Source organism: Kitasatospora sp. MMS16-BH015 (assembly GCF_002943525.1).
Lineage (GTDB): Bacteria > Actinomycetota > Actinomycetes > Streptomycetales > Streptomycetaceae > Kitasatospora.
This window is the reverse complement of the sequence record NZ_CP025394.1, coordinates 6,938,506-6,962,032: the sequence shown is the minus strand read 5'-3', so window position 1 is coordinate 6,962,032 and position 23,527 is coordinate 6,938,506. Positions and strand designations below refer to the sequence as shown.

22 protein-coding genes are annotated in these 23,527 nt (G+C 72.7%); 8 read left to right on the top strand and 14 right to left on the bottom strand.

Annotated features, from left to right (window positions below; genetic code table 11):
* Positions 1-124: 124 nt before the first annotated feature.
* The gene (locus CFP65_RS29670) at positions 125-1,579 is read right to left on the bottom strand and encodes a glyceraldehyde-3-phosphate dehydrogenase (protein WP_104819068.1); all 1,455 of its coding nucleotides are present in this window, start codon (positions 1,577-1,579) and stop codon (positions 125-127) included.
* 211 nt (positions 1,580-1,790) lie between these two features.
* On the opposite strand from CFP65_RS29670, the gene CFP65_RS29665 reads away from it, so the two are divergent.
* On the top strand, positions 1,791-2,756 hold the full coding sequence (locus tag CFP65_RS29665) for a TIGR03619 family F420-dependent LLM class oxidoreductase (protein ID WP_254552633.1): 966 nt from the start codon (positions 1,791-1,793) through the stop codon (positions 2,754-2,756).
* A gap of 16 nt (positions 2,757-2,772) precedes the next feature.
* Here CFP65_RS29665 and CFP65_RS29660 read toward each other — a convergent pair whose 3' ends face one another.
* Positions 2,773-4,065, bottom strand: a complete 1,293-nt coding sequence (locus CFP65_RS29660) for an ADP-ribosylglycohydrolase family protein (protein ID WP_104819067.1) — start codon at positions 4,063-4,065, stop codon at positions 2,773-2,775.
* A gap of 327 nt (positions 4,066-4,392) precedes the next feature.
* Here CFP65_RS29660 and ssuE point away from each other — a divergent pair, with 327 nt between their 5' ends.
* Together ssuE and CFP65_RS29650 are read left to right on the top strand one after the other, a co-directional pair.
* Positions 4,393-4,977, top strand: coding sequence for an NADPH-dependent FMN reductase (gene ssuE, locus CFP65_RS29655; protein ID WP_104819066.1), 585 nt, complete (start codon positions 4,393-4,395; stop codon positions 4,975-4,977).
* Positions 4,978-4,982: 5 nt separating this feature from the next.
* Positions 4,983-5,486: a GNAT family N-acetyltransferase gene (locus CFP65_RS29650; RefSeq protein WP_104819065.1), complete on the top strand. Its 504-nt coding sequence runs from the start codon at positions 4,983-4,985 to the stop codon at positions 5,484-5,486.
* A 57-nt stretch (positions 5,487-5,543) separates the two neighbouring features.
* Here the strand turns inward: CFP65_RS29650 and CFP65_RS29645 are convergent, their stop codons facing one another.
* Genes CFP65_RS29645 through CFP65_RS29635 form a run of 3 tightly spaced genes read right to left on the bottom strand, consistent with a single transcriptional unit; the run spans position 5,544 to position 7,019 of the window.
* Complete coding sequence (locus CFP65_RS29645; protein ID WP_104819064.1) at positions 5,544-6,395, bottom strand: MerR family transcriptional regulator; 852 nt, start codon at positions 6,393-6,395, stop codon at positions 5,544-5,546.
* A 55-nt stretch (positions 6,396-6,450) separates the two neighbouring features.
* Complete coding sequence (locus tag CFP65_RS29640) at positions 6,451-6,783, bottom strand: SAV_915 family protein (RefSeq protein ID WP_104819063.1); 333 nt, start codon at positions 6,781-6,783, stop codon at positions 6,451-6,453.
* Between the two features lie 44 nt (positions 6,784-6,827).
* Entirely contained in the window at positions 6,828-7,019 is a 192-nt protein-coding gene (locus CFP65_RS29635; protein WP_104819062.1) for a hypothetical protein, read from the bottom strand.
* Between the two features lie 354 nt (positions 7,020-7,373).
* Here CFP65_RS29635 and CFP65_RS29630 point away from each other — a divergent pair, with 354 nt between their 5' ends.
* Complete coding sequence (locus CFP65_RS29630; RefSeq protein WP_104819061.1) at positions 7,374-9,533, top strand: hypothetical protein; 2,160 nt, start codon at positions 7,374-7,376, stop codon at positions 9,531-9,533.
* Positions 9,530-10,435 (top strand): hypothetical protein, encoded by a 906-nt coding sequence (locus CFP65_RS29625; protein WP_104819060.1) that lies wholly within the window; start codon positions 9,530-9,532, stop codon positions 10,433-10,435. The genes CFP65_RS29630 and CFP65_RS29625 overlap by 4 nt, the downstream gene beginning before the upstream one ends.
* Positions 10,436-10,450: 15 nt before the next feature.
* On the opposite strand, the gene CFP65_RS41335 is transcribed toward CFP65_RS29625, so the two are convergent.
* The 5 genes from CFP65_RS41335 to CFP65_RS29610 all read right to left on the bottom strand — a co-directional run bounded on the left by CFP65_RS41335 (position 10,451) and on the right by CFP65_RS29610 (position 13,478).
* Positions 10,451-10,651 (bottom strand): substrate-binding domain-containing protein, encoded by a 201-nt coding sequence (locus CFP65_RS41335; protein ID WP_254553145.1) that lies wholly within the window; start codon positions 10,649-10,651, stop codon positions 10,451-10,453.
* Positions 10,651-10,815, bottom strand: coding sequence for a hypothetical protein (locus CFP65_RS41330; protein WP_254553295.1), 165 nt, complete (start codon positions 10,813-10,815; stop codon positions 10,651-10,653). The genes CFP65_RS41335 and CFP65_RS41330 overlap by 1 nt, the downstream gene beginning before the upstream one ends.
* 381 nt (positions 10,816-11,196) lie before the next feature.
* Positions 11,197-12,252, bottom strand: a complete 1,056-nt coding sequence (locus CFP65_RS29615; protein ID WP_104819059.1) for a cytochrome P450 — start codon at positions 12,250-12,252, stop codon at positions 11,197-11,199.
* Positions 12,253-12,342: 90 nt separating this feature from the next.
* Positions 12,343-12,411, bottom strand: coding sequence for a tryptorubin family RiPP precursor (locus CFP65_RS42635; protein WP_371682555.1), 69 nt, complete (start codon positions 12,409-12,411; stop codon positions 12,343-12,345).
* A gap of 413 nt (positions 12,412-12,824) precedes the next feature.
* Positions 12,825-13,478: a hypothetical protein gene (locus CFP65_RS29610; RefSeq protein WP_104819058.1), complete on the bottom strand. Its 654-nt coding sequence runs from the start codon at positions 13,476-13,478 to the stop codon at positions 12,825-12,827.
* Positions 13,479-13,591: 113 nt separating this feature from the next.
* On the opposite strand from CFP65_RS29610, the gene pnuC reads away from it, so the two are divergent.
* Together pnuC and CFP65_RS29600 are read left to right on the top strand one after the other, a co-directional pair.
* Positions 13,592-14,245 carry a nicotinamide riboside transporter PnuC gene (pnuC, locus tag CFP65_RS29605; protein WP_104819057.1) on the top strand — a complete coding sequence of 218 codons (654 nt, stop codon included), beginning with the start codon at positions 13,592-13,594 and terminating at the stop codon, positions 14,243-14,245.
* The gene (locus tag CFP65_RS29600; RefSeq protein ID WP_104819056.1) at positions 14,242-15,357 is read left to right on the top strand and encodes an AAA family ATPase; all 1,116 of its coding nucleotides are present in this window, start codon (positions 14,242-14,244) and stop codon (positions 15,355-15,357) included. The genes pnuC and CFP65_RS29600 overlap by 4 nt, the downstream gene beginning before the upstream one ends.
* 57 nt (positions 15,358-15,414) lie before the next feature.
* Here CFP65_RS29600 and CFP65_RS42630 read toward each other — a convergent pair whose 3' ends face one another.
* The 3 genes from CFP65_RS42630 to CFP65_RS29585 form a co-directional block, all read right to left on the bottom strand.
* On the bottom strand, positions 15,415-16,953 hold the full coding sequence (locus tag CFP65_RS42630) for a putative Ig domain-containing protein (protein ID WP_104819055.1): 1,539 nt from the start codon (positions 16,951-16,953) through the stop codon (positions 15,415-15,417).
* 161 nt (positions 16,954-17,114) lie between these two features.
* The gene (locus CFP65_RS29590) at positions 17,115-18,746 is read right to left on the bottom strand and encodes a beta-1,3-glucanase family protein (protein ID WP_104819054.1); all 1,632 of its coding nucleotides are present in this window, start codon (positions 18,744-18,746) and stop codon (positions 17,115-17,117) included.
* A complete protein-coding gene (locus CFP65_RS29585) occupies positions 18,743-20,020 on the bottom strand; it encodes a ricin-type beta-trefoil lectin domain protein (protein ID WP_254552632.1) in 1,278 nt (425 codons plus the stop codon). Before CFP65_RS29585 ends, CFP65_RS29590 begins: the two co-directional genes overlap by 4 nt.
* A 167-nt stretch (positions 20,021-20,187) precedes the next feature.
* On the opposite strand from CFP65_RS29585, the gene CFP65_RS29580 reads away from it, so the two are divergent.
* Positions 20,188-22,485: a beta-glucosidase gene (locus tag CFP65_RS29580; RefSeq protein ID WP_104819052.1), complete on the top strand. Its 2,298-nt coding sequence runs from the start codon at positions 20,188-20,190 to the stop codon at positions 22,483-22,485.
* 9 nt (positions 22,486-22,494) lie between these two features.
* Here the strand turns inward: CFP65_RS29580 and CFP65_RS29575 are convergent, their stop codons facing one another.
* Positions 22,495-23,526, bottom strand: coding sequence for a hypothetical protein (locus tag CFP65_RS29575; RefSeq protein ID WP_104819051.1), 1,032 nt, complete (start codon positions 23,524-23,526; stop codon positions 22,495-22,497).
* Position 23,527: the final 1 nt, after the last annotated feature.

Genomic DNA, 23,527 nt, shown 5'->3' with positions numbered 1-23,527 from the left:
ATCAGGCCCGGCGAAGGTCATTTTTTCATTCACTCGGACGGTACGTCAGAAGGTGTGGGAACGAACCGACCGGGCAAGCCGAAGGGCCCGCCCGCAGTGCGGACGGGCCCTTCGCGACGCTGCGTCAGCCGATGGCCGGAGCCGGGGCCGGGAAGGTCGGGTACTCGACGCCCGAGACGTACTGGACGACCCGGATGACCTGGCAGGAGTAGCCGAACTCGTTGTCGTACCACAGGTAGAGGATCGCGTTGTCGCCCTCGACCTTGGTCGCACCGGCGTCCACGATGGAGGCGTGGCGCGAGCCGATGAAGTCGCTGGAGACGGCGTCCGGCGAGTCGATGAAGTCGATCTGGCGGCGCAGCGAGGAGGTCAGCGACACCTCGCGGAGGTAGTCGAGCACCTCCTCGCGGTTGGTCTCCCGCTTGAGCTGCAAGTTGAGGATGGCGATCGAGACGTCCGGCACGGGGACGCGGATCGAGCTGCCGGTGATCCGGGCCTTGAAGTCCGGCATCGCCTTGGCCACGGCCGAGGCGGCACCGGTCTCGGTGATCACCATGTTCAGCGGGGCCGAACGGCCGCGGCGGTCGGCCTTGTGGAAGTTGTCCAGCAGGTTCTGGTCGTTGGTGAAGGAGTGGACGGTCTCCACGTGGCCGCGGAGCACGCCGTACTCGTCCTCCATCGCCTTCAGCGGCGGGACGATCGCGTTGGTGGTGCAGGAGGCGCAGGAGAGGATCTGCTCGTCCGGCTTGATCGAGTCCTGGTTGACCCCGTGCACGATGTTCGGCACGTCGCCCTTGCCCGGGGCGGTCAGCACGACCTTGGCGATGCCCGGCTGGAGGTGCTTGGAGAGGCCCTCGCGGTCACGCCAGCGACCGGTGTTGTCGATCAGGATGGCGTCGTTGATGCCGTACTCCGTGTAGTCGACCTTGGTCGGGTCGTCGGAGTAGATCACGGTGATCTCGTGACCGTTGGCGATGATCTTGTTGTTCGCCTCGTCCACGGTGATGGTGCCCTGGAACTGGCCGTGGATCGAGTCGCGGCGCAGCAGCGAGGCGCGCTTGACCAGGTCCTCGCTGCCGCTGTTGCGGACCACGATGGCCTTGAGGCGCAGGCCGTTGCCCGAGCCGGCCTTCTCGATCAGCAGGCGGGCGACCAGGCGGCCGATCCGGCCGAAGCCGTACAGCACGACGTCGCGCGACTGGGCGCGCTCGACCTTGTTGTCACCGGTGGCGCCCACGACGGCCTCGGCGGTGAACTGCTCCACCGACAGGCCGCGGGAGTCGGCCTTGTACGAGACGGCCAGCAGACCGATGTCGATCTGGGAGGGGCCGAGGTCCAGGGTGGTGAGGGCCTGGAGGAAGGGCATGGTCTCGGTGACCGAGAGCTCCTCGCCGGCGATCTGGCGGGCGAAGCGGTGGGTCTTGAGGATGCTCACCACCGACTTGTTCACCAGGGAGCGGCTGTGCAGCAGGACGTTGACGTCCTTCTCCCGGTGCAGCCTGCCGATGATCGGGATCATCGACTCCGCGATCTCCTCGCGGTTCATCCAGTCCGTGAACACGTCGTCGTTGACAGTCACAAGTCCATCTTTCGAGCTGAGGGTTTAGCCGACATGCTAGCTTTCGGCCCTTCCGATCATGCACGCACCCCACCACCGTCGCACGGTCACACCCCCTCCCACCTGCAACACTGCGCTCCGGCCGAGACGCGGGTCACATACGATTCCGTCATCCAAGGGCGCTCAGCCGTTGTTCATCGGTTGTAGATCGCGGTGCGGGAGGCTCGCCCGCATGTCCAGCCACACGTACGCCATGCCCGGCGATCCGCTCCCCGAGACCCGGCTCGGTCTCGCCCTCCCCCAGTACGGGCCGCTCGCCGATCCGGCCGCCGCGGCCCGCGTCGCCACCGCCGCCGAGGAGCTCGGCTACCGCAGCCTCTGGGTGGGCGACCGCCTGCTGGTGGCCACCGATCCGCAGAGCCGCTACCCCGGCGGCGACGGCACCCCGCCGGTGCAGCACCAGACCTTCCTCGACCCGCTCACCGTGCTCACCGTGGCGGCCGGCGCCACCCGCGAGGCGCGGCTGGGCACCAGCACCCTCAACGCGCTCTGGCAGCCGCCGGTGCTGCTGGCCCGCACCCTGGCCACCCTGGACCAGGTGAGCGGCGGCCGGCTCGACGTGGGGCTCGGGCTCGGCTGGTCCAAGGACGAGTACGGGGCCACCGGCGTGCCCTGGCGCGGCCGGGGCGCCCGACTCGAGGAGACCCTCGACCTGCTGGCCCACCTGTGGGCCGACGGCCCGGAGGTCGGGTTCAAGGGCGAGCACTGGACGGTGCCGGACGCCCTGGTGCGGCTCAAGCCGGCCCAGCGGCCGGGCCCGCCGGTGCTGCTCGGCGGCTTCAGCCCGGACGCGCTGGCCCGGGTGGCCCGGCGGGCCGACGGCTGGCTCGGCGCCGGCCTGCCGCTGCCCGCCCTGCGCGGCCTCTGGCAGAGCGTCGGCCGCCAGGCCGTGGCGGCCGGGCGCGATCCGGCCGCCCTGCGGCTGGTGCTGCGGATCAACCCGGTGGTCACCCGCGACCCGATGCCCGCCGAGCACGTCCCGCACCGGGGCACCGTCCAGCAGCTGGCCGCCTACCTGGCCGAGACCATCACCAGCCTGGGCGCCGAACCGCTGATCGACCTGCACCTGGCCGCCCGCACCGCCGAGGAGTACCTGGACCTGGCCGGGCAGTTCCACGAACTGCTGAGCGCAGGCTGACGGCCCAACGGCACGGTCAGGCGAAGAGGCCGGCGAGCAGCTGGGCGAGGTTGTCGCGCTCGTACCGGTCGTCGCCGCGCCGGTAGCGCTCCTCGTCCGACTCGACCAGGGCGGCGACCGGCCGGGGGCGGCCCCCGGCCGTGCTCACGGTGACCCGGTAGATGCCATGGCCGGTCCAGCTGCGGTGGAGCAGCAGCTGGTCGCCGTCCAGGTAGGAGTACCAGCGGTCGTCCATCGAGCGGCTCCGGACGCCGTGCCGCACCCGCTGCCACTGGCCCGGGGTCCAGCGCAGCTCCGGCACCGGGATCGGCTCGGGGCGCCGGATCGGCTGGGCGCCGGGGTGGTCCGCCCGGGTCGCGTCGGTGCTCGGCTCCTCCGCCCGCGCCCAGTCGGGCAGCGGCTCGACCGCGGCCCGCCAGGCGGCCGGGATGCCCTCGGTGCCGAGCCGGGCGGCCAGGATGCCGCCGACGATCGCGCAGGTGGTGTCCACGTCGCCGCCCGCCGAGGCGGTGGCCCAGAGCGCCCGTTCGTAGGAGTCGGGGTGGGTGGCGGCGCACCAGAGCGCGAACGGCACGGTGTCGACGGCGCTGGTCAGCCGCCCGTTGCCGAGCCGGTGGGCGGCGTAGGCCGCGTCCGGCCGCACGGTCAGCTCGAGGGCCTCGGCCACGCAGTCCCGCACCTTGCCCGCCGGGGTGAGCGCCAGCACCGGCCGGAGCCACTCCTGCGCGGTGATCGCCCGCCCCCGGCTGCCGGCCGCGACGGCCGCCGCCAGGGCCACCGCCACCGCGCCGGCCACCGCCTCGGGGTGGGTGTGCGTCACCTCGGCCGACCTGGCGGCCTCCTGCGCCGCCTCGGCCAGGTCCACCGCGTACCAGGCCCCGAGCGGGGCCACCCGCATGGCCGCCCCGTTCCCGTACGAGCCCTGCCCGTCGAACAGCGCCCGGGCCAGCGCCGAGGCCGACCCGCCCTGCCGCACCTTCCGGAGCAGCCCGTTCATCGCCGGTCCGTAGCCCCGGTCGAAGTCGTGGTGGTGCGCGAACGCGTGGCCGAGCTCCCAGCCGTCCACCCGCCCGCGCTCGTGCAGCCCGGCCAGCACCGAGCAGGCCATCTCGGTGTCGTCGGTCCACGGCCAGGGCGCGGCGGGCAGCCGCTCGGCGGCCAGGGCGGGGCGGTTCTCGGGCACGAAGTGCTGGGCGCCGAAGGCGTCGCCGACGGCCAGGCCGTGGAGCGAGTCGCGGGCGGCGGCGCGGTGGTCGAAGTCGGTGGGGAGATGGGGGTGCTGCGGCGGGGTCGGCGGCTGAGGAATCATTGCCGGGCATCCTCGCAGCAGCGGCCCGGCGGGGCCAGGGGTTTGCCACCCGCCTGGCGTATCCGCAGGTCAGCATGGGTTCCACTGGTTGGAACCGGCGTTGACGGGGTCGGCAGGCGTGCTGCATGCTGCCGGGATGAGTCGAGCCCGTGTTCTGGTGGCCCGCCTGCACGTCGATCTGGGACGGCACGCGAGCGCCCGTTGTCGCGCCCGCCGCTGACCCCGCACCCCGGAGCCCCACCGCTCCCGCCGCTCCACCCGGGCCCCCGCTTCCGACCGCTCGCCGGGCCCCGCTCGCTCGTCTCGCTTCCCCCTGGAGCCTCCCCCATGAGTTCCGTCCTCGTCCTGCACGGCAGCCCCGCCGCCGACTCCCGCACCGCACTGGCCGCTGCCCACCTGGCCGACCTGCTCGCCGCCGACGGGGTGCCGACCGCGCAGCTGGCCGTCCGCGACCTGCCCGCCGCCGAGCTGCTGACCGGCCGCACCGACCACCCCGGGATCCGCGCCGCCCTCGACGCGGTGGCCGCCGCCGACGGCCTGATCGTGGCCACCCCGATCTACCAGGCCGCGTACACCGGCCTGCTCAAGTGCTTCCTGGACGCGGTGCCGCAGAACGGCCTGGCCGGCAAGACCGTCCTCCCGGTGGGCACCGGCGGCACCATCGCCCACCTGCTCGCGCTGGACTACGCGCTGCGGCCGGTGCTCACCGCGCTCGGCGCGCGGCACGTGGTCACCGGCTGCTTCCTGCTCGACCAGGACGTGGAGCGCGGCCCCGCCGACCCGGCCACCGGCCGGTCCACCCTGGCGGGTCTGCGCCCCGAGGCCGAACTGCGGCTGCTCGACGCCCTGCACGGCTTCACCCTGGCGCTGCCCCCGCGGCTGCCGAGCCCCCGCCCGGCCCTCGTAAGCTGAACCGCATGCAGGAGACGACCGCCACCGACCGGGACGCGCCCGTGCACTTCGAGGTCAGGGCGGTGCACTTGGACGACCCGCTGGTCGAGCCGCTGCTGCGGGAGCTCACCGAGGAGTACGCGGCGCGGTACGGCGAGCGGGGCCGGGCCGAGATGACGCAGTACGCGGAGGAGGAGTTCCGGCCGCCGGACGGGCTGCTGCTGCTCCTGCTGGAGGACGGCGCACCGGTGGCGGGCGGCGCCTTCCGCCGGTACGACGCCGAGACGGCCGAGTTCAAGCGGATGTGGACGCACTCCGCCCACCGGCGCCGGGGCCTGGCCCGCCGCACCCTGGCCGAGCTGGAGCGGGCCGCCGGCGAGGCCGGCTACCGCCGGGTGCACCTCACCACCGGCCCGCGCCAGCCCGAGGCCAAGCAGCTCTACCTGGCCACCGGGTACACCGCGCTCTTCGACGTGGCCGCCGACCCGCTGACCATCGGCCTGCTGCCGTTCGAGAAGCAGCTGGTCTGAGGCCCACCCACCCGGTCGGTCAGTCGGCATCAGCCGGGATCAGTCGGCATCAGTCGGTCAGTCGGCCTCGGCGCCCGTCACCGGCCAGGCGATCTCCAACCGGTTGTCCGGGTGGCCGGGCTCGCCGCCCCAGTGGAGGTAGATCTCCTCCACCGGCCCGGCGAAGCCGAAGGAGTGCTCACTGATCCAGGCGGCCACCGCGTCGTAGGCGCCGAGGATGGTCGGGAAGGCGGCGGCCTCCCCCTCCACCACGGTGCTCACGTAGGTGGCGGCCGGAAGCTCCAACAGCTCGATGCCCTCGGGCAGTTCACCGGGCTTGGCGGCCGTGGCCGCGATCGGCAGGCAGAACTCCACCAGTGAGGCGTGCTCCTCGGTGACCGGCCCGTGCAGCCGGGAGAAGGCCGGACCGGCGAAGGTCAGCGGCCCCTGTCCGGCGAAGGTGTACATCGCCTGGTGGCTCGCCCGGGCGGCGGCGTCCAGCCCGCTCTGGTCCACGGTGGCCCGGCAGGCCAGGGCGAACACCGGCCGGCGGTGGTGCAGTTCGATGCGGTGACCCATCTCGTCTCCCTCGTCGTCACGGTGCAACAGGTGGTGGACCAGGGCGCGTTGAGCGGCGAGCCGCCGCTCGGCCGCCGCCAGCCGGCTCAGCAGCACCGCCGCGATGGACTCCCCGGCCGCCCGCCGCCCGAGCAGCTCCCGCACCTCCTCGATCGGGATGTCCAACTGCCGGAGCGAGCGCACGAGTTGCGCCGCCCGCAGCTGGTCCCGCCGGTAGTAGCGGTAGCCGGTGCCCGGATCGACCAGCGCCGGGGTGAGCACCCCGCTGGTGTCGTAGTGCCGCAGCGCCGTGATCGGCAGCCCGCTGGCCTGCGCGAACTGCCCGATCGGCAGCAGATTCGTCCTGTCCACACCGGCACTCTGCCGTCTCGCGCCACCAGAGAGTCAAGCCCTGCTCTCCACCGGCTCAGGCACCGAGGGCGGCCACCTCCGCACCCGGGTGGGTGGCGGGCGCGACCAGACCCGGGTCGAGAAGCAGTCGGTGCACCCCGAGCGGCGCGGTCAGCTGGCGCAGCGCCCGCTCGGTCAGCTCCGCCACCTCCTGGTCCGGCCCGAGCAGCGCGTGCAGCGCGGCCGGGGAGCTGAACTCCACGGCGCAGCGGCTGCCGTCCCGTTGGCGGAACAGCCGGAGTACTTGGGCGGCGCCGACGGTACGGACCGGCACGTAGCGGCAGACCTCGGCCGCACCGGCCCGTCCGGCCCGCTCGGTGTCAGGGACGGTGGCAAGGGTGGGGTTCACGGGATCCTCCAGAGCGGGGCGGGAGTCGCACCGGCGGTCACGGCTCAGTCCAGGTAGTACTGCGCGTGCCGGCAGTGCGGCGCGGGCCCGCTACCTGGGTCCTCCTCCCGGGCCGGCGGCACGGGCTCGCGGTCGAAGGCCGTGCCCCGCAGCAGCCGGCGCAGCGCGGCCTGCTCCACCGCGGAGCGCACGCCGCGTTCTTCGGGATCGGTGGAGACCACCAGGTAGTCGGTCATGACGAGTCACGTCCTTCCGGAGACGGTACGGGCTCTCGGCAGCTGCCGCCCGCAGCTCCAGTCCACCCCCACCCGACCCCCGCCTCGCCACTCCTTGACGCTCGGTGTACGCCCGAGGCCGCCGCCTTGACACAGCCTTGACGCAGATGCAGCCGTACGAGTGAACGCGGCATCCCGCCGGCCGGCCCGAGGACCACCTGTCGTGACGCGGTGACAGGGAGTATGGTCCGCACCGGGGAGGTGAGGCGCGTGCCGTGGTTCCGCAAGCGCCGCGAGGAGGACAGGCCCGAACGACCGGAGGCTCCCGGCGGGCCACCACCGGCCGGCGAGGCTGACCCGGAGCTAAGGGAGCTGTTGAGCCTGACGCCGGACCAGCTCCGGCGGCACCCGAGGCTGCTGTACGCCGAGCTGGCCCAGGAGATCCCGGTCAAGGCCCTCGCGTACGCGCGCGGTGGCCCCGACCGGAGCCCGGACGGCGAGCCCGGCGCTCCCGGGTACGACGAACTCGCCTACCGCTACCACGCCGCCTGCCCGGGTGAGGCAGGGCTGGCGGTCGAGACGCTGGCCGGTCTTGCGGTCACCGAGCGGCGGCTCAAGCGGGTCACCCTGCCCGCCGACCTCGCCGAACTCGGCTCCCAGCACGACTATTTGGCGCACCGACGACTGGTGGTGCCGGACGGGTCCGCTGAGTTCGGCTTCGGCCAGGGGCTGGTGTTCGTCCGCTCCACGACGGACGGGGAACTGCTCGGCCGCTTCCCGCTCGGCGCGCCCGCCCGCACCCTGGCCGACCTCGCCACACCGGAGGACATCACGCTCCAACCGGTCGAGGCCCTGGCTCCGGGCCTGGACTTCTCCTCCTGGCTCCCGCTCGACGCCCTGATCGCCACCGCCTGCTTCCCGGTCATGCGCGAGGCTGCACCGTTGCTCGTCCGGGGTCTGCAGCCCGGCTGTCACCACGTCTTCGTCTCGCACCGCTGGCAGACCGCCGACGCCCCCGACCCGGAGGGCGAGCAGGCCCGGCTCCTGGCCTGGCACCTGGTGGCCGCGCTCTGCGAGGCCGTCCTGGTCGCCCACCGGCGCAGTCTCCACGCCCCGCGCCGGGTGGCGCACGCCCTGCGTTCCATGCCGGTGGGAGTAGCCGGTTCGGAGCTCGCCGAGTGCCTGATCGTCGGCGTCCTGCGGGAGCACCTGGACGATCCGCAACTGGCCGCCCTGGCCGCGGAGGTGGCGGCCATCGGCATCGGCACGGTCGAGAACGCAGCCACCGCCGCCACGCAGGACCACGGCCTGACCCGGCTGCGCGCCCTGCTCGACCGACTCCCCGCGCTCCGGCCGCTCCTGGGGCTGATCAGGCTCTGGTACGACTACAGCTGCATTCCACAGGCACCGCGCACGCCCCCGGAGCAGGCGCTCTTCGAACGCACCCTGCAGGCCCTGCCGCTGCTCCAGACTGCCGGCCGCACCCTCGTCCTGCTCGACGATGCCAGCGACTACCTGGGCCGCGCCTGGTGCGCCCTGGAGGGCAGCACGGCACTGCTCACCACCATGCGCGGACGACCCGATGTCCTGCCCACCCACCTGACCGCGAGGTGGGGACCGACCACCGACGAGGAGTCGCTGCAGTCCGTGCTGCTCGACCGCCGACTCGTCATCTGGCGCGCCCTGCTGGACACCGAGGTGTTCGGCCGCCAGAGCCGGGCCGAGTGCCTCCGCCGACTCGGCCTCGGCATGACCGACCCTGGGGACCTCGACCACATCTACGACAGCCTGCTGCCGGTCGCCCTACCGTTGGGACGGATGAGCCCGAACGCCCTGGTCACCGGGGTGGTGCCGCTGCCTGTCCACCCCGAGAGCGGCGACCTGTTCTTCCCCTGGCCGGAGTACCGGCCCACCGTGCCGCTCGACGGCCGTCGACCGGTCCGGGTCCTCGGTTCGGTCGACTGGACGGGCGCCCTCGACCTGCGACGCCCGCGCCGGCCCGGCGCGACCGCACCCCCGTACTGGCAGCCGCCCACCCCGGCCGGAGCCGCCCGGGGCCGCTCCGCACCGAGCTGCCACCTGGCGGTGGTGGCCGAGTGCGAGGGCGAGGCTGCCCTCGTCACCGCCTGGGTGAGCGAACACTACGCCGAGCTGGAGCGCGCACTGGGCCTCACCGTGGTCTCGGTCAGTTGGACGGCCGTCGACGCTGTACCCGTCGGCCACCTCCCGTACGGACGGCTGCGGGCCCGGGCCGTCCGGGCGGAAGTCTGGCTGGTGCTCGGCAAGGCCGGTCTGGTCACCCACGAGGTGGGCCAGGCGCTCTCCCGGCTGGCCTACCAGGCCCGGCTCCCTTCGCTCACCCTCGCCTTGGACGAGGACCAGCACAACCTCGCCCAGCTCACCGGCGACGTGGCGCCCAAAGCTCCGCACAGCGCGGTGCTCGGCGGCGAGCTCGAACCCCACGAGCACCCGGCCGGGCTCCTGCACCGCCACCTGTACCGTCACCTGATCCAGTGGGGAGCCACGGTCCGGTGAACGCGCCACGGGTGGGAGACCATGTCGACGGGGAACTCGGGCGAGTCCTGCGCGCCCTCGACACCGCCGAGCGGGCGGGCGATGCCCAGCGGTTCCGGGCACTCTGCCGGGAGCACGGCGAGTTGCTCGACGCCCGCTGCGCGGAGTGGCTCCGCCTCCCCCGGCCACTGGTCGAACTCGCCCGTCAGGACGAGGCGGTGCTGCAGCGCCACGGGCTGGTCCTGCGGCGGATCGCGCGGGAGCTCGAGACGAACGGGTACACCCGGGCGGCCCGCCGGATGGCCGGCGCCGACACCACCGAGTCGCCGTGGGAGCTGCTCCACCGGGCCGACGTGCTCGCCGAGGACGGCGACCCGGCCGGCTCGGAGGCCGTGCTGCGGTCGCTGCTCGCCGAGATGACCATGGACCCCCGGTTCGCCGCCACGGTGCACTCCCGGCTGGTCCGGTCGGCCGCCCTGCGGGACGACCTCGACACCGCGCTCCGGCACGCTCGCGAAGCGCACCGGCTGGCCCCGGACTCCGAGCGGACCGTCAACGACCTCGACGACCTGATCACCGCTCGCGAACTCCGCCGCGGCAGCCCCGGCTGGGCCGAACTGGCCTCCTGTCGAGCCACCTTGGCCGAGGCCCAACGGCTCAGCGACCGCTCCTGGACCGCCGAGAGCACCCGGCTGCTCCTCCCCCTGCTGGCCCGGCTGGAGAGCGCTCCGCCCGAGGCCCCCGCTCGACGCCGGCTCGCCAAGCTCTACGGCCTGCTCGCCGAAAACCACTTCCGCACCGGCGACCTCGCCGGAGCCCGGCATTGGACCGGACTGGCCCTCGCCGAGTGCCGCCGCCGCGGAGACCTCATCGGCATGGACGTCTACACGGCCAACCTCGCCGAACTGAACCGCGAGCCCTGACGCCCCGACCGGGCGTCAGGCCACCTCGGGACCGGCTCCGGTGGTGCTCCGGTGGACCAGCTCGGGGCGGAGCAGGAGGAGCGAGTCGGTCGGGGGCCGGCCGTCGGTGACCGCGCGGAGGAGAAGTTCGACGGCCTCGCGGGCCATCCGTCGGCTGGGGAGCGCCACGGTGGTCAGGCCGGCCGCGCCGGCCTCGGGGGTGTCGTCGTGGCCGATCAGCGCGAGGTCTGCGGGGACGGCCCGGCCGGCCGGGCGGCCTCCAGGGCGCCGATGGCGAGCACGTCGTGGGTGGCGAACAGGGCTGTGGTGTCCGGCCGTTCGGCCAGGACGGTGGCCGCGGCGGCGCGGCCCCCGGCCGGGGTGGGTTCGGGAGCGAGCACCATGTGCACCTCGGCCTCTGCGCTGCCCTTCTCGGCGCCGCCCTCTCCTCGATCAGCTCCGCGTAGAACGCCCCGGCCACGGTCGGCACGAACAGCCCGAAGGTCCGGGTGCTGCCGGTGGCGAGCGAACGGGCCACCAGGTTGGGCGTGTAGCCCAACTCCTCGATCGCCGCCCGGACTCGGGCCGCCGTGGCGGGCCGGACGGTGACCCGGCCGGTGACCACGTTGGAGACGGTCTGCTTGTCACCCCGGCCCGCTCGGCTACCTCGCACATCGTCGCCATCGGCGGCCCCCTCGCCCGTCCGGTTCTGGACCTCGCACGCCAGGCAGCTCGCCGTCCCCCGTCGGCCGAACGATCGGTCCGAGGCCGCCCAGGGCCGCTCAGCTCCGGACGACCCGCACCCCGGACACCTCCAGCAGACCGTCGAGTTCGACCCGACCGGCGGCCTGTCCGGGGCTCACCACCAGGCCGTCGCGGCGGACCAGGTCGAGCAGGCGCTCGGCCAGCGGCATCACCATGTGCCGCCCCCAGCACCGCTCGTCGGCGTGGCCGAACGGCAGGTAGCCGGGCTGGGTGTCGGGGTCGAGGCCCACCCAGCGCTCGGGGCGGAAGGTGTTCGGGTCCTCCCAGAGCCGGGGGTCGCGGTGGCTGAGCAGCGGCAGGATCAGGATGTCGTCCTGCGGCCCGATCCGGCTGTCCACGGCGGTGAACTCCGGCGAGGCCTGCCGCAGGATGTTCCAGGAGGGCGGCAGCAGCCGCAGCGCCTCCAGCAGGATGTCGCGGTTCGACTCTCCGTCGTCGAACGGCGCCCCGAGCCAGAGCGCGTTCGTGACCAGAGCGGCCACGGTGAAGCAGACGGGCGCCGCCACCCGACGGTAGAGATACATCGCATAGCGCCGGTCGTCATAGGTTTTCGCATCCAGCACGCGGGCCGCCAGATTGGAGAGCGGCACCTCCGTGCCGGGCTTTCCGAGCATGGCCGTGCCCGCGGCGACGGCCGCCCAGGTCAATTTCGGCGTGAGTTCCAACCGGCGGTCGACGAGAATGCGGAATCGCAGGCTCTCCTCGCCGAAGACGAGATCGCGGAGATAGACGTGCGGCACGTGCGGCCACCTGCCGGAGAGGTCCACCGCGGAGCCCAGGGGCTTCTTCAACGCGGCCCGGACGTCGGCGGAGACCGCCTGCATGAGCCCCGCCGCATCGGTCCGGGTGACGAGCCGGCCCTGGACCGGCTTGAAGGTCGGCCGCTCCTCGGCGTTGGCCGGCCTGGCGCTGAGCAGGGTGTCCATCAGCTCGACGCCGGCGACGCCGACCGTGTCGGGCTCCAGACGGAACAGGTCCGCCCCGCGGTGACGGTGGAGCAACTCGCCGAGCCGGGGCGCGAAGAGGGTGGCCCGGGTGCTCCGCGCACTCCGGCCGGTGCTGGACAGGGACATCGGTGGACTCCCAAGGGTGAGCGGCCCGTGCCGGGTCGTACCAGCTCCACCCGGCACGGGCCTGGAATTGCGAGGTGCCCGACTACCCGATCAGATCCAGCCGTACCACGCGTACGCCTTCAGGCTCTTCTCCGGCATGACCTTCTTGACGAAATGCACGAGCTTCACGGCAGTACCTCCGTTTGGAGTGACCCGATGATTCCTGCGACGGCGCTGCGAATGGTGATTCCGACTCGGATAATTCCCACCCGATCCACTCTCCACCGCCTCGAAAAGTGAAGCCCAGGAGAAATTCACCGTCAAGTGACGCAGATCATACCTGACATTGACGGGGCGGTCGGTTTCGGCGACTGACGGCCTCCCAAGTGGGACGATGTGCGGTTTCGCCGCTGCCAGTTGAGCCGGAAGAGGCCGACGGCGCACTTCATCTGCCCGTTCGGGCAAGGAAGTTGACCGGGCAACCGGTATTTGAATCGCTCAACTCCGTTTAGCTTAACGGATGTTGGCGGAGCGTTGCCTCGGCCTGGACGGTACCGCCCGCCGCCGCATCCGACTCTCCCATCGCCAGGCCCTCACCCCACCCCCGGCCTGCGCCCTCGCCGGGCCCGTGGGGCCTGACTCGGCCGGCGGCGGCCGGTCTCGGCCTCGGCGGCGGCGCGGAGGAGTTCCAGCACTGCCGCACCCGGGTGGTCCGCGAACTCGCGGGCCCGGTGGCGGTGGTAGCAGGACCAGTAACTGACCACCCGCCGCTCGACGGTGGCGCAGTGCGCCGGGTTCTCGGCGAGCCAGCGGCCGTACACCGCCCGGCGGGGGTCGCCCGACTCGGGGAGGCCTGCCAGGCCGGTCCGCAGGTCGAGCAGGATCTCCAGGACGTAGTCGCCGGCCAGCTCCACCACGTACGGCACCACCCACGGCTCGGCCGAGGCGAGCAACTCGCGGAGGTGCCACTGGCGCAGGTGGCCGTCGCCGTGGCGGCTGTACCAGCAGGCCACCACCAGGCGTTCGGTCGGGGCGAGCCGGGCGAGCAGGTCCGTCGGTGGTTCGAGGGCATGTGTCCGCTGCGGAAGGGTGAGCTCGATGCCGTCGACGCGGACGGTCACCGATCCGCTCGGCGGGTGGATGGCCAGTGAGCCGAGCCCCAGCAGGGGGTCGAGGGCCGCGCCGAGGGACGGCGGGAACGCCCGCCGGACCAGTTGGGCGTGCGTCGTGTCGTCGATGGCCGTCATGGCTCTACCTTCCCCCTGGTCAGGTGCCCGGGGACAGCTTCGGTCATCCCGTTGCGCAGTGGGGCGGCGACCCCTTATCGTCAGGCTGACGTTATTTCCTACTGGGGGTCCTCATGGCCGTCGCCGATACGTTGAGCGGGCTGCTGGCGCCGCTCGATCACCAGCTGTTCCTGCTCGGCCAGGACGCCGTCACCGCCGCCGAGTTGCTCGGGTTCGCCACCGGGGCGGTGTGCGTCTGGCTCTGCGTGCGGGCCAGTGCGTGGAACTTTCCGGTGGGGATCGCGAACAACCTGTTCTTCCTGGTGCTGTTCTGGGGGGCGCGGCTGTACGCCGGTGCCGCGCTGCAGGTGGTCTTCCTGCTGCTGGCCGCGCACGGGTGGTACCGGTGGCTGCGGGGCGGTGCGGGGCGGGCCGAGCGGGCAATGGGGCGGGCGACGCCGGCGGGGCTGGTGGTGGTGACCGGGTTGGTGGTGCCGGCCACCGCTGTGCTGACGGTGGTGTTGGGCCGAGCCGGGGACAGTGCGCCGTTCTGGGACGCGCTGACCACCGCGCTCTCGTTGGCCGCACAGTGGCTGCTCAACGCCAAGCAGGTGGAGAACTGGTACTTCTGGATCGCCGCCGATCTGGTGTACATCCCGCTCTACGCCGCGAAGAGCCTGGTGCTGACGGCCGTGGTGTACGTGCTGTTCCTGGCGATGTGCGGGGTGGGGCTGCGCTCCTGGTACCGCGCGATGGCGGGCAACTCCCGTGCGGTGGTGGCGGCATGAGCGGGCGGTTCGCGCACGGGCTGGTGATCGGCAAGTTCTACCCGCCGCACGCCGGGCACCACTTCCTGATCCGGGCCGCGGCCGACGCCTGCGAGCGGGTCACGGTGGTGGCGATGGCCGCCTCGCACGAGTCGATTCCGCTGGCCGCGCGGGTGAGCTGGCTGCGCGAGTACTGGGCGGACGAGCCGCAGGTCGCGGTGGCCGGGGTGGTGGACGACCTGCCGGTGGACTACGAGAGCGCCGAAGTCTGGGACGGGCACGTCGCGTTGATGCGCGAGGGGGTCGCGGCGGCGGCGCCCGCCGGGCCGGCGGTGGACGCGGTGTTCGCCTCGGAGCCGTACGGGACGGAGCTGGCCCGGCGGTTCGGTGCGACGCCCGTGCTGCTGGATCCCGGGCGCGGGACCTTCCCGGTCTCCGGTACCGCCGTGCGGGCCGATCCGGCCGCGCACTGGGCGGAGTTGGAGCCGCCCGTACGGGGGTGGTTCGCCCGGCGGGTGGTGGTGGTCGGGGCCGAGTCCACCGGCACCACCACGCTCGCGGCCGAGCTGGCCGCCGCACTGCGGGAGCGTGGCGGAGCGTACGGGCTGACCCGCTGGGTGCCGGAGTACGGGCGGGAGTTGACGGCCGCCAAGCTGGCGGTGGCCAAGGGTCGGGCCGAGGGCAGGCAGCCGGAGCCGACGGTGTTCGACCTGGAGTGGACGGACGCCGACTTCGAGCTGGTCGGCCGCCGGCAGAACGAGGCCGAGGAGCGCGCCGCGCGGCTCGGCGGGCCGGTGCTGGTCTGTGACACCGACACCCTGGCCACCACCGTCTGGCAGGAGCGCTACCGGGGGTTCAGCACGGCGCCGGTCCGCGAGCTGGCGAACCGACTCCCGGACCGGACGCTGTACTTGCTCACCAGCCACGAGGGCGTGCCGTTCGCCGACGACGGCCTGCGGGACGGCGAGCACCTCAGGCCCTGGATGACCGACCGGTTCCGCGAGCTGCTCGCCACCACCGGCACGCCGTGGCTCGAGCTGCACGGCGACCGGCCGACCAGGCTGCGGGCCGCCTTGGCGGCCCTGGACGCCCTGCTGCCGACGGCCTGGCGGCTGGCCGCGCCGTTCGGCTGAGGGTCACCGGCCGCCCCGGGAAGGACAGGGACGAAGGGGCGGCCGGTGCACCGGGCTTCAGCTCGTCTGGAGCGCGGTGTCGTCGATCACGAAGCTGGTCTGGAGGGAGGAGTCCTCCACGCCGTTGAACTTGATGGTGACGCTCTGGCCGGCGTAGGCCGAGAGGTCGAAGGTGCGCTGGGTGTAGCCGGTGGCCGCGTCCACGTTGGAGTAGGTCTTCAGCGTGGTGCCGTTGACCGAGACGGTGAGCTTGTCGTATGCGGTGGTGCCGGTCTCGGCGGTGTCGATGTGCAGCCAGAAGCTGAAGCTGGCCTTGCAGCCGGCCGGGATGGTGACGGTCTGCGAGACGGTGTCGGTGTGGGCCGAGCCGTAACCGTTCATCCAGGCCTTCCAGGAGCCGCTGTGGGCGGCCTGGGAGGAGCTGTTGTCGACCACGCCGGAGGTGGTGGTCCACGGGGCGGCGGTGCCGGTCTCGAAGCCGGCGTTGCCGAGCAGCTGGGCCGGGGTGCAGCCGGTGGAGCCGCCGGTGACCGTCCAGGTGAAGGAGGTCGAGCCGGTCTTGCCGGCGGCGTCGGTCGCGGTGGCGGTCACGTTGTAGCTGCCGGTGGCGGTGGCGGTGCCGGTGATCTTGCCGCTGCTGCTGATGGCGAGCCCGGTGGGCAGGCCGGTGGCGGAGAAGGTCAGCGGGGCGGTGCCGCCGGAGGCGCTCAACTGGAGGTTGGCGGCGCCGTTGAGCGCGGTGGTCTGGTTGCCCGGGTTGGTGACCGAGACGGTGCCGCTCCCGGCCGGCTTGGTGAGCAGGCAGCCGCTGATGTTGAGGTTGATCGCGCGGTTGGCGTCCAGGCAGGTGGTGAACCAGTAGGTCTCCTCACCGTAGCTCTGGCCCTTGGTGACCGTGGTGGTGCCGTCGGCCGCCACCTCGCACGGGTTGTTGAGGGTGCACATCTGGCCGTTGTCGTTGCCGGTGTTGTTGATCCCGACGATCTGCCCGCTGGCGGCGTCCACGATCGGCGAGCCCGAGGTGCCGTGCGTGGTGTTGCAGCCGGAGTTGTAGCGGATCGAGTCGTGCCAAGTCCACTGGTCCTCACGGAGGGTGGGGACGAAGCCGTTGACCGAGCAGTTCCACACCTGCTGCCAGTAGCTCGACGGTATGTACATCGAGGAGCCGTCGACCGGGTGGGTGCTGCTGAGGGTCAGCGCGGTGGCACCGTACTTGCTGCTGATCGAGGCGAAGGTGTCGGTCAGCTCGTAGAGGGTGACGTCGGTGCCGGTCATCGTCGCGTAGAGCACCTTGTCGGCCTGCACGGTGCCCAGCGAGGCACCGGAGGAGCTGAGCAGGGTGCCGCTGCGGCTGGCGCTGACGTTCTGGATCACTTGGCCCGCGCTTGGCATGGTGGGCAGGCAGTGTCCGTTGGTGAGCATCATCGCGCGGTCGGTGGAGACCGAGGCGGGGAAGCGCACCAGCGAGGCCGAGCAGTCGTCCAGGGCGATGGTGGAGGTCAGATCGCTTGCTTGGACCGCTTGGGCGGGGGCGGCGGTCAGCAGACCCGCCGCGAGTGTGGCCGTGCCGAGGAGGGCGGCCAATCCCTTGAACATGGCTCTCCTTGTGGGGGATTGCCGAGTGTGCGACCTGGTGTGCACACACGGGCCGCTCGAACCTGCCATGCCCATCTCAATCCGTCAACGTCCAGCGCCGAATTGGCGGTTGTCCGAAAAGGGCGGGGAGGGGTCACCGCCAGGGCGGTGACCCCGACGGCCTACTGGAAGGTGAACCAGTGCACGTTCACGAAGTCGGTGCTGCTGCCCGCGAAGACCAGGTAGAGGTCGTGCACGCCGGTGGCGGAGGCCGTGACGTTGGCCGGGATGGTCCGCCAGGCCTGCCAGCCACCGGTGTTGGCCAGGTCGACCTCGGCGATCTTCGGGCCGGTGACAGAGTCCAGCCGGACCTCGACCGCCCCGCTGACCCCGGCCGGAGCACCGGAGGCCAGCCGGGCCTGGAACTGGCCCGGCGAGCCGGCGCCGAAGTCCACGGCGGCGTACCGCAGCCAGTCGCCCGCGCTGATCCAGCCCACGTCCAGGCCGCCGCCGGTGTCGGTGCAGGTCTCGGTCGCCGTGCCGCTCTGCGCGGTGAACGAGGCCGCCTGGATGGTGGATCGGGCACTGGTGCCGCCACCGCCCGTACCGCCGGAGCCACCGCCGAAGGTCACCGTCCAGGAGGTGGGGGCGGCGTCCTGGAGGTGGCCGTCCACCGGGGCGGCGCCGCTGGGGCCCACGTCGTCGTACGGGAACGCGTAGCCCACGCTGGCCACTTGGTGCACCAGGCGGGCGTAGTGGTTGGTGGTCGGGTTCTGGTAGTACTGCGCGACGGGCACCCCGCCGGGCTGCGCGCCGCCGCCGCTCGCCAGCAGCGTGCTGCGGTTGAGCGCCGCCGCCAGCCGGGCCGCGACGGCGCCGCGGGCGTCCCCGCCGGAGTTGTACAGCGGCCCGCTCGCGCAGCCGAAGATGTCGGCGGCGCTCGGCTGGGTGAACGGCACGCCGTGGGTGTCCAGGCCGGCGAAGGTGAGCACCCCGCCCGAGACCCGGCCGGTGAGCGCGCCGTAGCCGCTCTGGGTGTCGACGGTCAGATCCTGCCCCTGGTAGCGGGACCAGACCTGGGCCAGGTAGGAGTTCCAGTACCCGCCGAAGTCGGTGGGCGAGTGGGTGGGCGAGAGCACCCGCAGTACCGCTCCGGTGCTGTCCGTGCAGACCAGTTGGTCCCAGGGTGCGCCGTCGCTCTGGTGCTGGGCCCGCAGCCCGGCCGCCAGGGTGGCGAGCGCCCCGGCGGGCAGCGGGCTGACCGACTGCGCGCCCGCGCTGCCGGTGGTCTTCATGGCGACGGGCTTGGCCACCATGTCGACGTAGCTGATGTTGGCGTAGAGGTTGGCGCTGTTGTAGGTGAACTCGCAGAAGGTCCAGTCGGTGGCCCAGTTGGGGTCGCCCGGGGTGAGCGCGGGCTGCACCAGGCCGGGCGGGCTGCCGGGGTTGGCGAAGAACTGGAGCTTGCGGCCGGCCGAGAACCAGACCCGGCCGCCGATCACCCAGTCGTTCAGCCGCACCGTGGCGGAGCCGTTGGCCCCGAGTGCGATCGAGTGGTCGGCCACCGGGGTGACGGTGGCCGACGGGTTCGGCAGGCGGTTGAACACCCCGTCGGGGCCCACGAATCCGGGCCAGCCGGTGCTGTCCGCACCGGTCACGTAGGCGTAGACGGTGGCGCTGGTCGAGGCGTTGACCAGGGTCAGTGGCAGCCCGGCGGTGGCCGCGCGGGCGGGGGTGCCACTGACCACGGCGGGCCCGGTCACCGCCGCACCGGCCAGCGCGGCGCCGAGCACGAAGGACCGGCGGGTGATCACGGGAGCTTCCACTGCTGGTTGGCGCCGCCGGTGCAGTCCCAGATCTCCACCTGGGTGCCGGGCGTGGTGGACCAACCCGTGTCGTCCAGGCACTTGTTGGCCTGCGGGTTGTAGAGCGAGCCGTCGGAGCGCGGTATCCAGACCTGGGCCGCGGTGTTGTTGCAGGTGTAGAGGTCCACGGCGGTGCCGTTGGCCGTGCCGCCGCCGTTGATGTCCAGGCACTTGCCGAGCACGTGCAGGGTGGTGCCGGCCTGGACGAAGGTCCACTGCTGGGCCGGGGTGCCGTTGCAGGTGTACACCTGGACGGGGTTGTAGTCGGCGGTGTTGGCGCTGCGGTCGTCCAGGCAGAGCCCGCCGTAGCCGACCACCGCACCGCCGCCGCCCGGGTTGGAGCCGCCGCCGTTGGTGGTGTACGCGGCCACGTAGCCCACGCTCATCGTGCCACCCGAACTCGTCGCGGCGGTCGGGGTGTTGCAGCCGCAGACGCCGTTCGGGAAGCCGCCGCCCATGGCCAGGTCGAAGATGATGGTCAGGTTGTGGTCGAAGGCCTGCTGCCAGGTCGCGGCGCCCACCTGGGATTCGTTGACCGAGAAGTAGGCCGCGCCGTCCAGGTACCAAGTGATCGTCTCGGCCGAGGTGTTGGTGCGGTCGAGGATCATCGAGTAGGTGTGGTACCCGCTCTGGCAGCCGCCGCAGGCGCGCAACCCGCTGCCGATGCCGTTGCCCTCGTTGCAGACCCCGCCGGGGTAGGTGCCGCAGTGGATGGTGCCAGCCACCTGGGAGAGTGCGTTGACGTCCTCCATGATGTCGATCTCACCGTTCTCCGGCCACTGGCCGGGGCCCAGCATCCAGAACGCGGGCCAGTACCCGAGCCCGTTGGCCGGATTCGGCTGCTGGATCGAGGCGGTCACCTGGAGCTTCCCGCCGGCCGGGGCGCCGACCAGCGCGCTCGGGGTGTGGATCCGGCCGGAGGTCCAACTGCCGCCGCTGCCCAGGGCGGTGATGTTGAGGTGGCCATTGCCGTCGAGGTGGGTATTGGCGGTCGAGTTGGTCATGGTCTCGATCTCACCGGTGCCGAAGTTGCTGCCCGGGCCGGTGTCGTAGACCCAGCGGGAGGAGTTCGGCGCACTGCCGGCCGGGCCGGCGAAGTCGTCGCTGAACACGGTGGTCCACCCGGCGGGCGCCGAGGGGACGGTGACGGCCTGGGCCCGGACCGGGGCGAGCACCAGGGCGAAGGCGGCGAACAGGACGAGGGGGAGGAACCGTCTGAACATGTACATCTCCCTGAGTCGACTGCCGGGGATTCAACTCCTGTACAAAACAGGCGTCAAGGCTCCGGACTAGACCACTTTTCCGTTCAATTCATTGACCCATGGGTCGGCACCGAGTTAACTCACCCACTAGTTCTTGTGGTCATGTCCATCTCTGAACGGACGGTCCCATGCACCTTGCCCCGCCCCGCCTGCGCCGCCCCCTCACCGGGTTGGCCGGCCTGGCCCTGCTCGGCACCGCCCTGACCGGCCTGGGCGCCGCCCCAGCCCCGGCCGCCGACACCGCGACCTACCTCAACTCCCGGGCTCCGATCCCCGATCGGGTCGCCGACCTGCTCCGCCGGATGACCCTCAAGGAGAAGATCGGCCAACTCGACCAACTGGCCCTGGTCACCCTCCAGGGCACCTGCAACTGGAGCGGCGGCGCGCTCAACCAGGACTGCCTGCACAGCGTGCTGGTCGACAACGCGGCCGGCTCGATCCTCTCCGGCGGCGGCATGCCGCCCCAGGTCAACTCACCCAAGGACTGGGCCGAGTTGACCAACCAGGTGCAGAACTACGCGATCACCTACTCCCGGCTGCACATCCCGATCCTGTACGGCATCGACGCCGTGCACGGGCACAACAACGTGCTGGGCGCGACCATGTTCCCGCAGCAGATCGGCATGGGCGCCACCTGGGACCCGGCCCTGGAGACGGCCGTCGAGCAGTCCACCCAGCGGGCCGTGGCCGCCACCGGCACCACCTGGGCCTTCGGCCCGGTGGCCGAGGTCGCCCGCGACCAGCGCTGGGGCCGCTACTACGAGGCCTTCTCCGAGGACCCGCTGCTCACCGGCACGATGGCCGCGAGCGCGGTGCGCGGTCTCCAGGACGGCAGCAGTGGTACCCAAGTGGCCGCCACCGTCAAGCACTTCGCCGGGTACTCGCAGCCGCTCAACGGCCACGACCGGGTGCCGGCCGACTACTCGCCGCGCTACCTCCAGGACACGATCCTGCCCGCCTACCAGCAGGCGATCGCCGCCGGAGCGCTCAGCGTGATGGCCGACTCCGGCGCCGTCAACGGCGTGCCGGTGACGGCCTCGCACGAGCTGCTCACCGACGTGCTGCGCGGCCGGTACCACTTCGACGGCGTGGTGGTCAGCGACTGGAGCGACGTCCGCAGCCTGCAGACCGCCTACCACGTGGCCGCCGACTACCCCGAGGCGGTGGCCGAGGCGGTAAACGCCGGGGTGGACATGGCGATGGAGCCCACCGACGCGCCCGGCTTCTCCGCCGCCGCACTCACCGCCGTGCAGCGCGGCCTGCTCTCCCGGCAGCGGATCGACCAGGCCGTCTCCCGGGTGCTCACGCTCAAGTTCCGGATGGGCCTGTTCGAGCACCCGTACGTGGACGCCGGCCGGGCCGACGCGGTGGTGAACGGCGCCGACCTGGGCCTGGCCCGCAAGGCCGCGACCGAATCGGCGGTGCTGCTGCGCAACGAGCACGCCGTGCTGCCGTTCACCGCCGCCACCCACAGGCTGGTGGTCACCGGCCCGAGCGCCGACAACCTGCCCAACCAGCTGGGCGGTTGGAGCATCGGCTGGCAGGGCGTGCCGAACGGCACCACCGTGCCCGGGGTCACCGTGCTGGCCGGGCTGAAGGCCGGCGCCCCGGCGGGCACCACGGTCGACTACCAGCCGGACCCGACTGCGGCGGCCGCCGCGCTCAAGGAGGCCGACGCGGCCGTGGTGGTGGTCGGCAACACCCCCGGCGCCGAGGGCCCGAACGACCAGCCCAACCCCTCGCTCTCCGCCGAGCAGCAGGCCCAGGTGGCCGCCCTGCAGGCCACCGGCAAGCCCGTGGTCGTGGTGGTGATCGCCGACCGCCCGCTGGTGCTCGGCAGCGCCGCGAACACCGCCGGCCTGCTGATGGCCTGGCTGCCCGGCACCGAGGGCGGGGACGCCGTGGCCGACCTGCTCTACGGCAAGGCCGAGCCCTCGGGCCGGCTGCCCGTCTCCTGGCCGAAGGCGATCGGCAACGAGCCCGAGTTCTACACCCAGCTGCCCGGCACCAACGGCGGCACCGACTCCGGCTACAGCCCGCTGTTCGCCTTCGGCGCCGGCCTCTCCTACACCGGCTGGCAGACCGGCGCCCCGGGCCTGGATCGCGCCACCGTGCGCTCCGACACCACCCTGCAGGTGACCGTACCGGTGACCAACTCCGGTGCCAGGGATGGCGATCTGGTGGTCCCGGTCTACGTCTCGCAGGCCGTGAGCAAGGTGCTGACCCCGCCCAAGTGGCTGGTCGGCTTCACCCGGGTGCACCTGGCGGCCGGGGCCTCCGGCACGGCGAACCTGAACGTCCCGGTCTCGCTGCTCGCACACACCCAGGGCGACATCACCGGCGCCGGACACCCGCAGGTCGCCCCCGGCAGCTACACGCTGCTGGCCGGGGACGCCACCACGGGCACCGGCTTCACCGTGCGGTGAACCCCCGACTCATGGACGGGTGAGCAACTCGCGGGTGGCGGCGGCGTCCAGGACCCCGCCGTGCAGTTCGCGGAACTCCGCACCCCGCATGGCCTTGGGCGCCGTCGCCGCCAACCCGCCGCGCAGCAGGCGCAGTCCGCGCTCGGCGCCGTACCGGGCCGGCTGGTGGTAGAGCACGCTCACGTAGGCCGCCAGCCGGACCGGGCCGTCCTCGCCGGTCAACGCGATCTCGTGGACCGCGAGTTCGTCGCGCCAGACCAGCCCGGTCGCCACCGCCCGCACCCCCTCGGTGCGGGCGGTGAAGACCACCAGCTCCACCGAGGGGCAGTCGGCCCACTGCGCGTACCGCATCCGGACGAACTCCGGGTGGTCCGGCAGCCCCTTGCGGGTGTTGTGCACGGCGATCACCTCGGCCGCCTCCCCCGCCACCTCGCCCCAGGGCCAGGCCGCCGCCTCGACCTCCTGCTCGGCGATCAGGTTCCGGTCCCGGCGCAGCACCCGCCGCACCCGCGAGCTCAACTCCGCCTCGCCGCCCAGCGCCTGTGCGAACACCGCCTCCGCCCCGACCGGCGCCCAGGAGATCCGGCCACCGGTCGCCGCGTCGAGCACCTCCCGGGTCGGCCCGTAGGCGTACGGGAAGAGCAGCCCGCGCCCCTCCGCCGCCGCCGCGCCGGCCACGGCCGTGAGCAACGGGCCGATCCGGCTGCGCAGTTCGGGTCCGACGTGGAAGCCCGAGCGGAGATCGGCGCTGCCGCCGACCAGCAGGTACCCACCAGGGCCGGTGTCGGCGGCCGTGGACTCCGGCCAGCGGGCGGGGTCGTAGGAGGGATCGGCCCACCGGTCGCCCCGGCAGGCGTAGGTGGGCAGCATGGCGAGCAGCCGGGGCCCGTCGGTCACCCGGGCGTAGCGGACCCGCCAGCGGGCGTCCCGTTCGTGCTGGGCCAGCCGGTGGTAGCTGGCGACGGCTCCCGCCGTCGCGTCCAGCGCGTCGAACTCCTCGGCGTCCACCGCCGCCAGCTCGGATACCAGGTCGACCGCCACC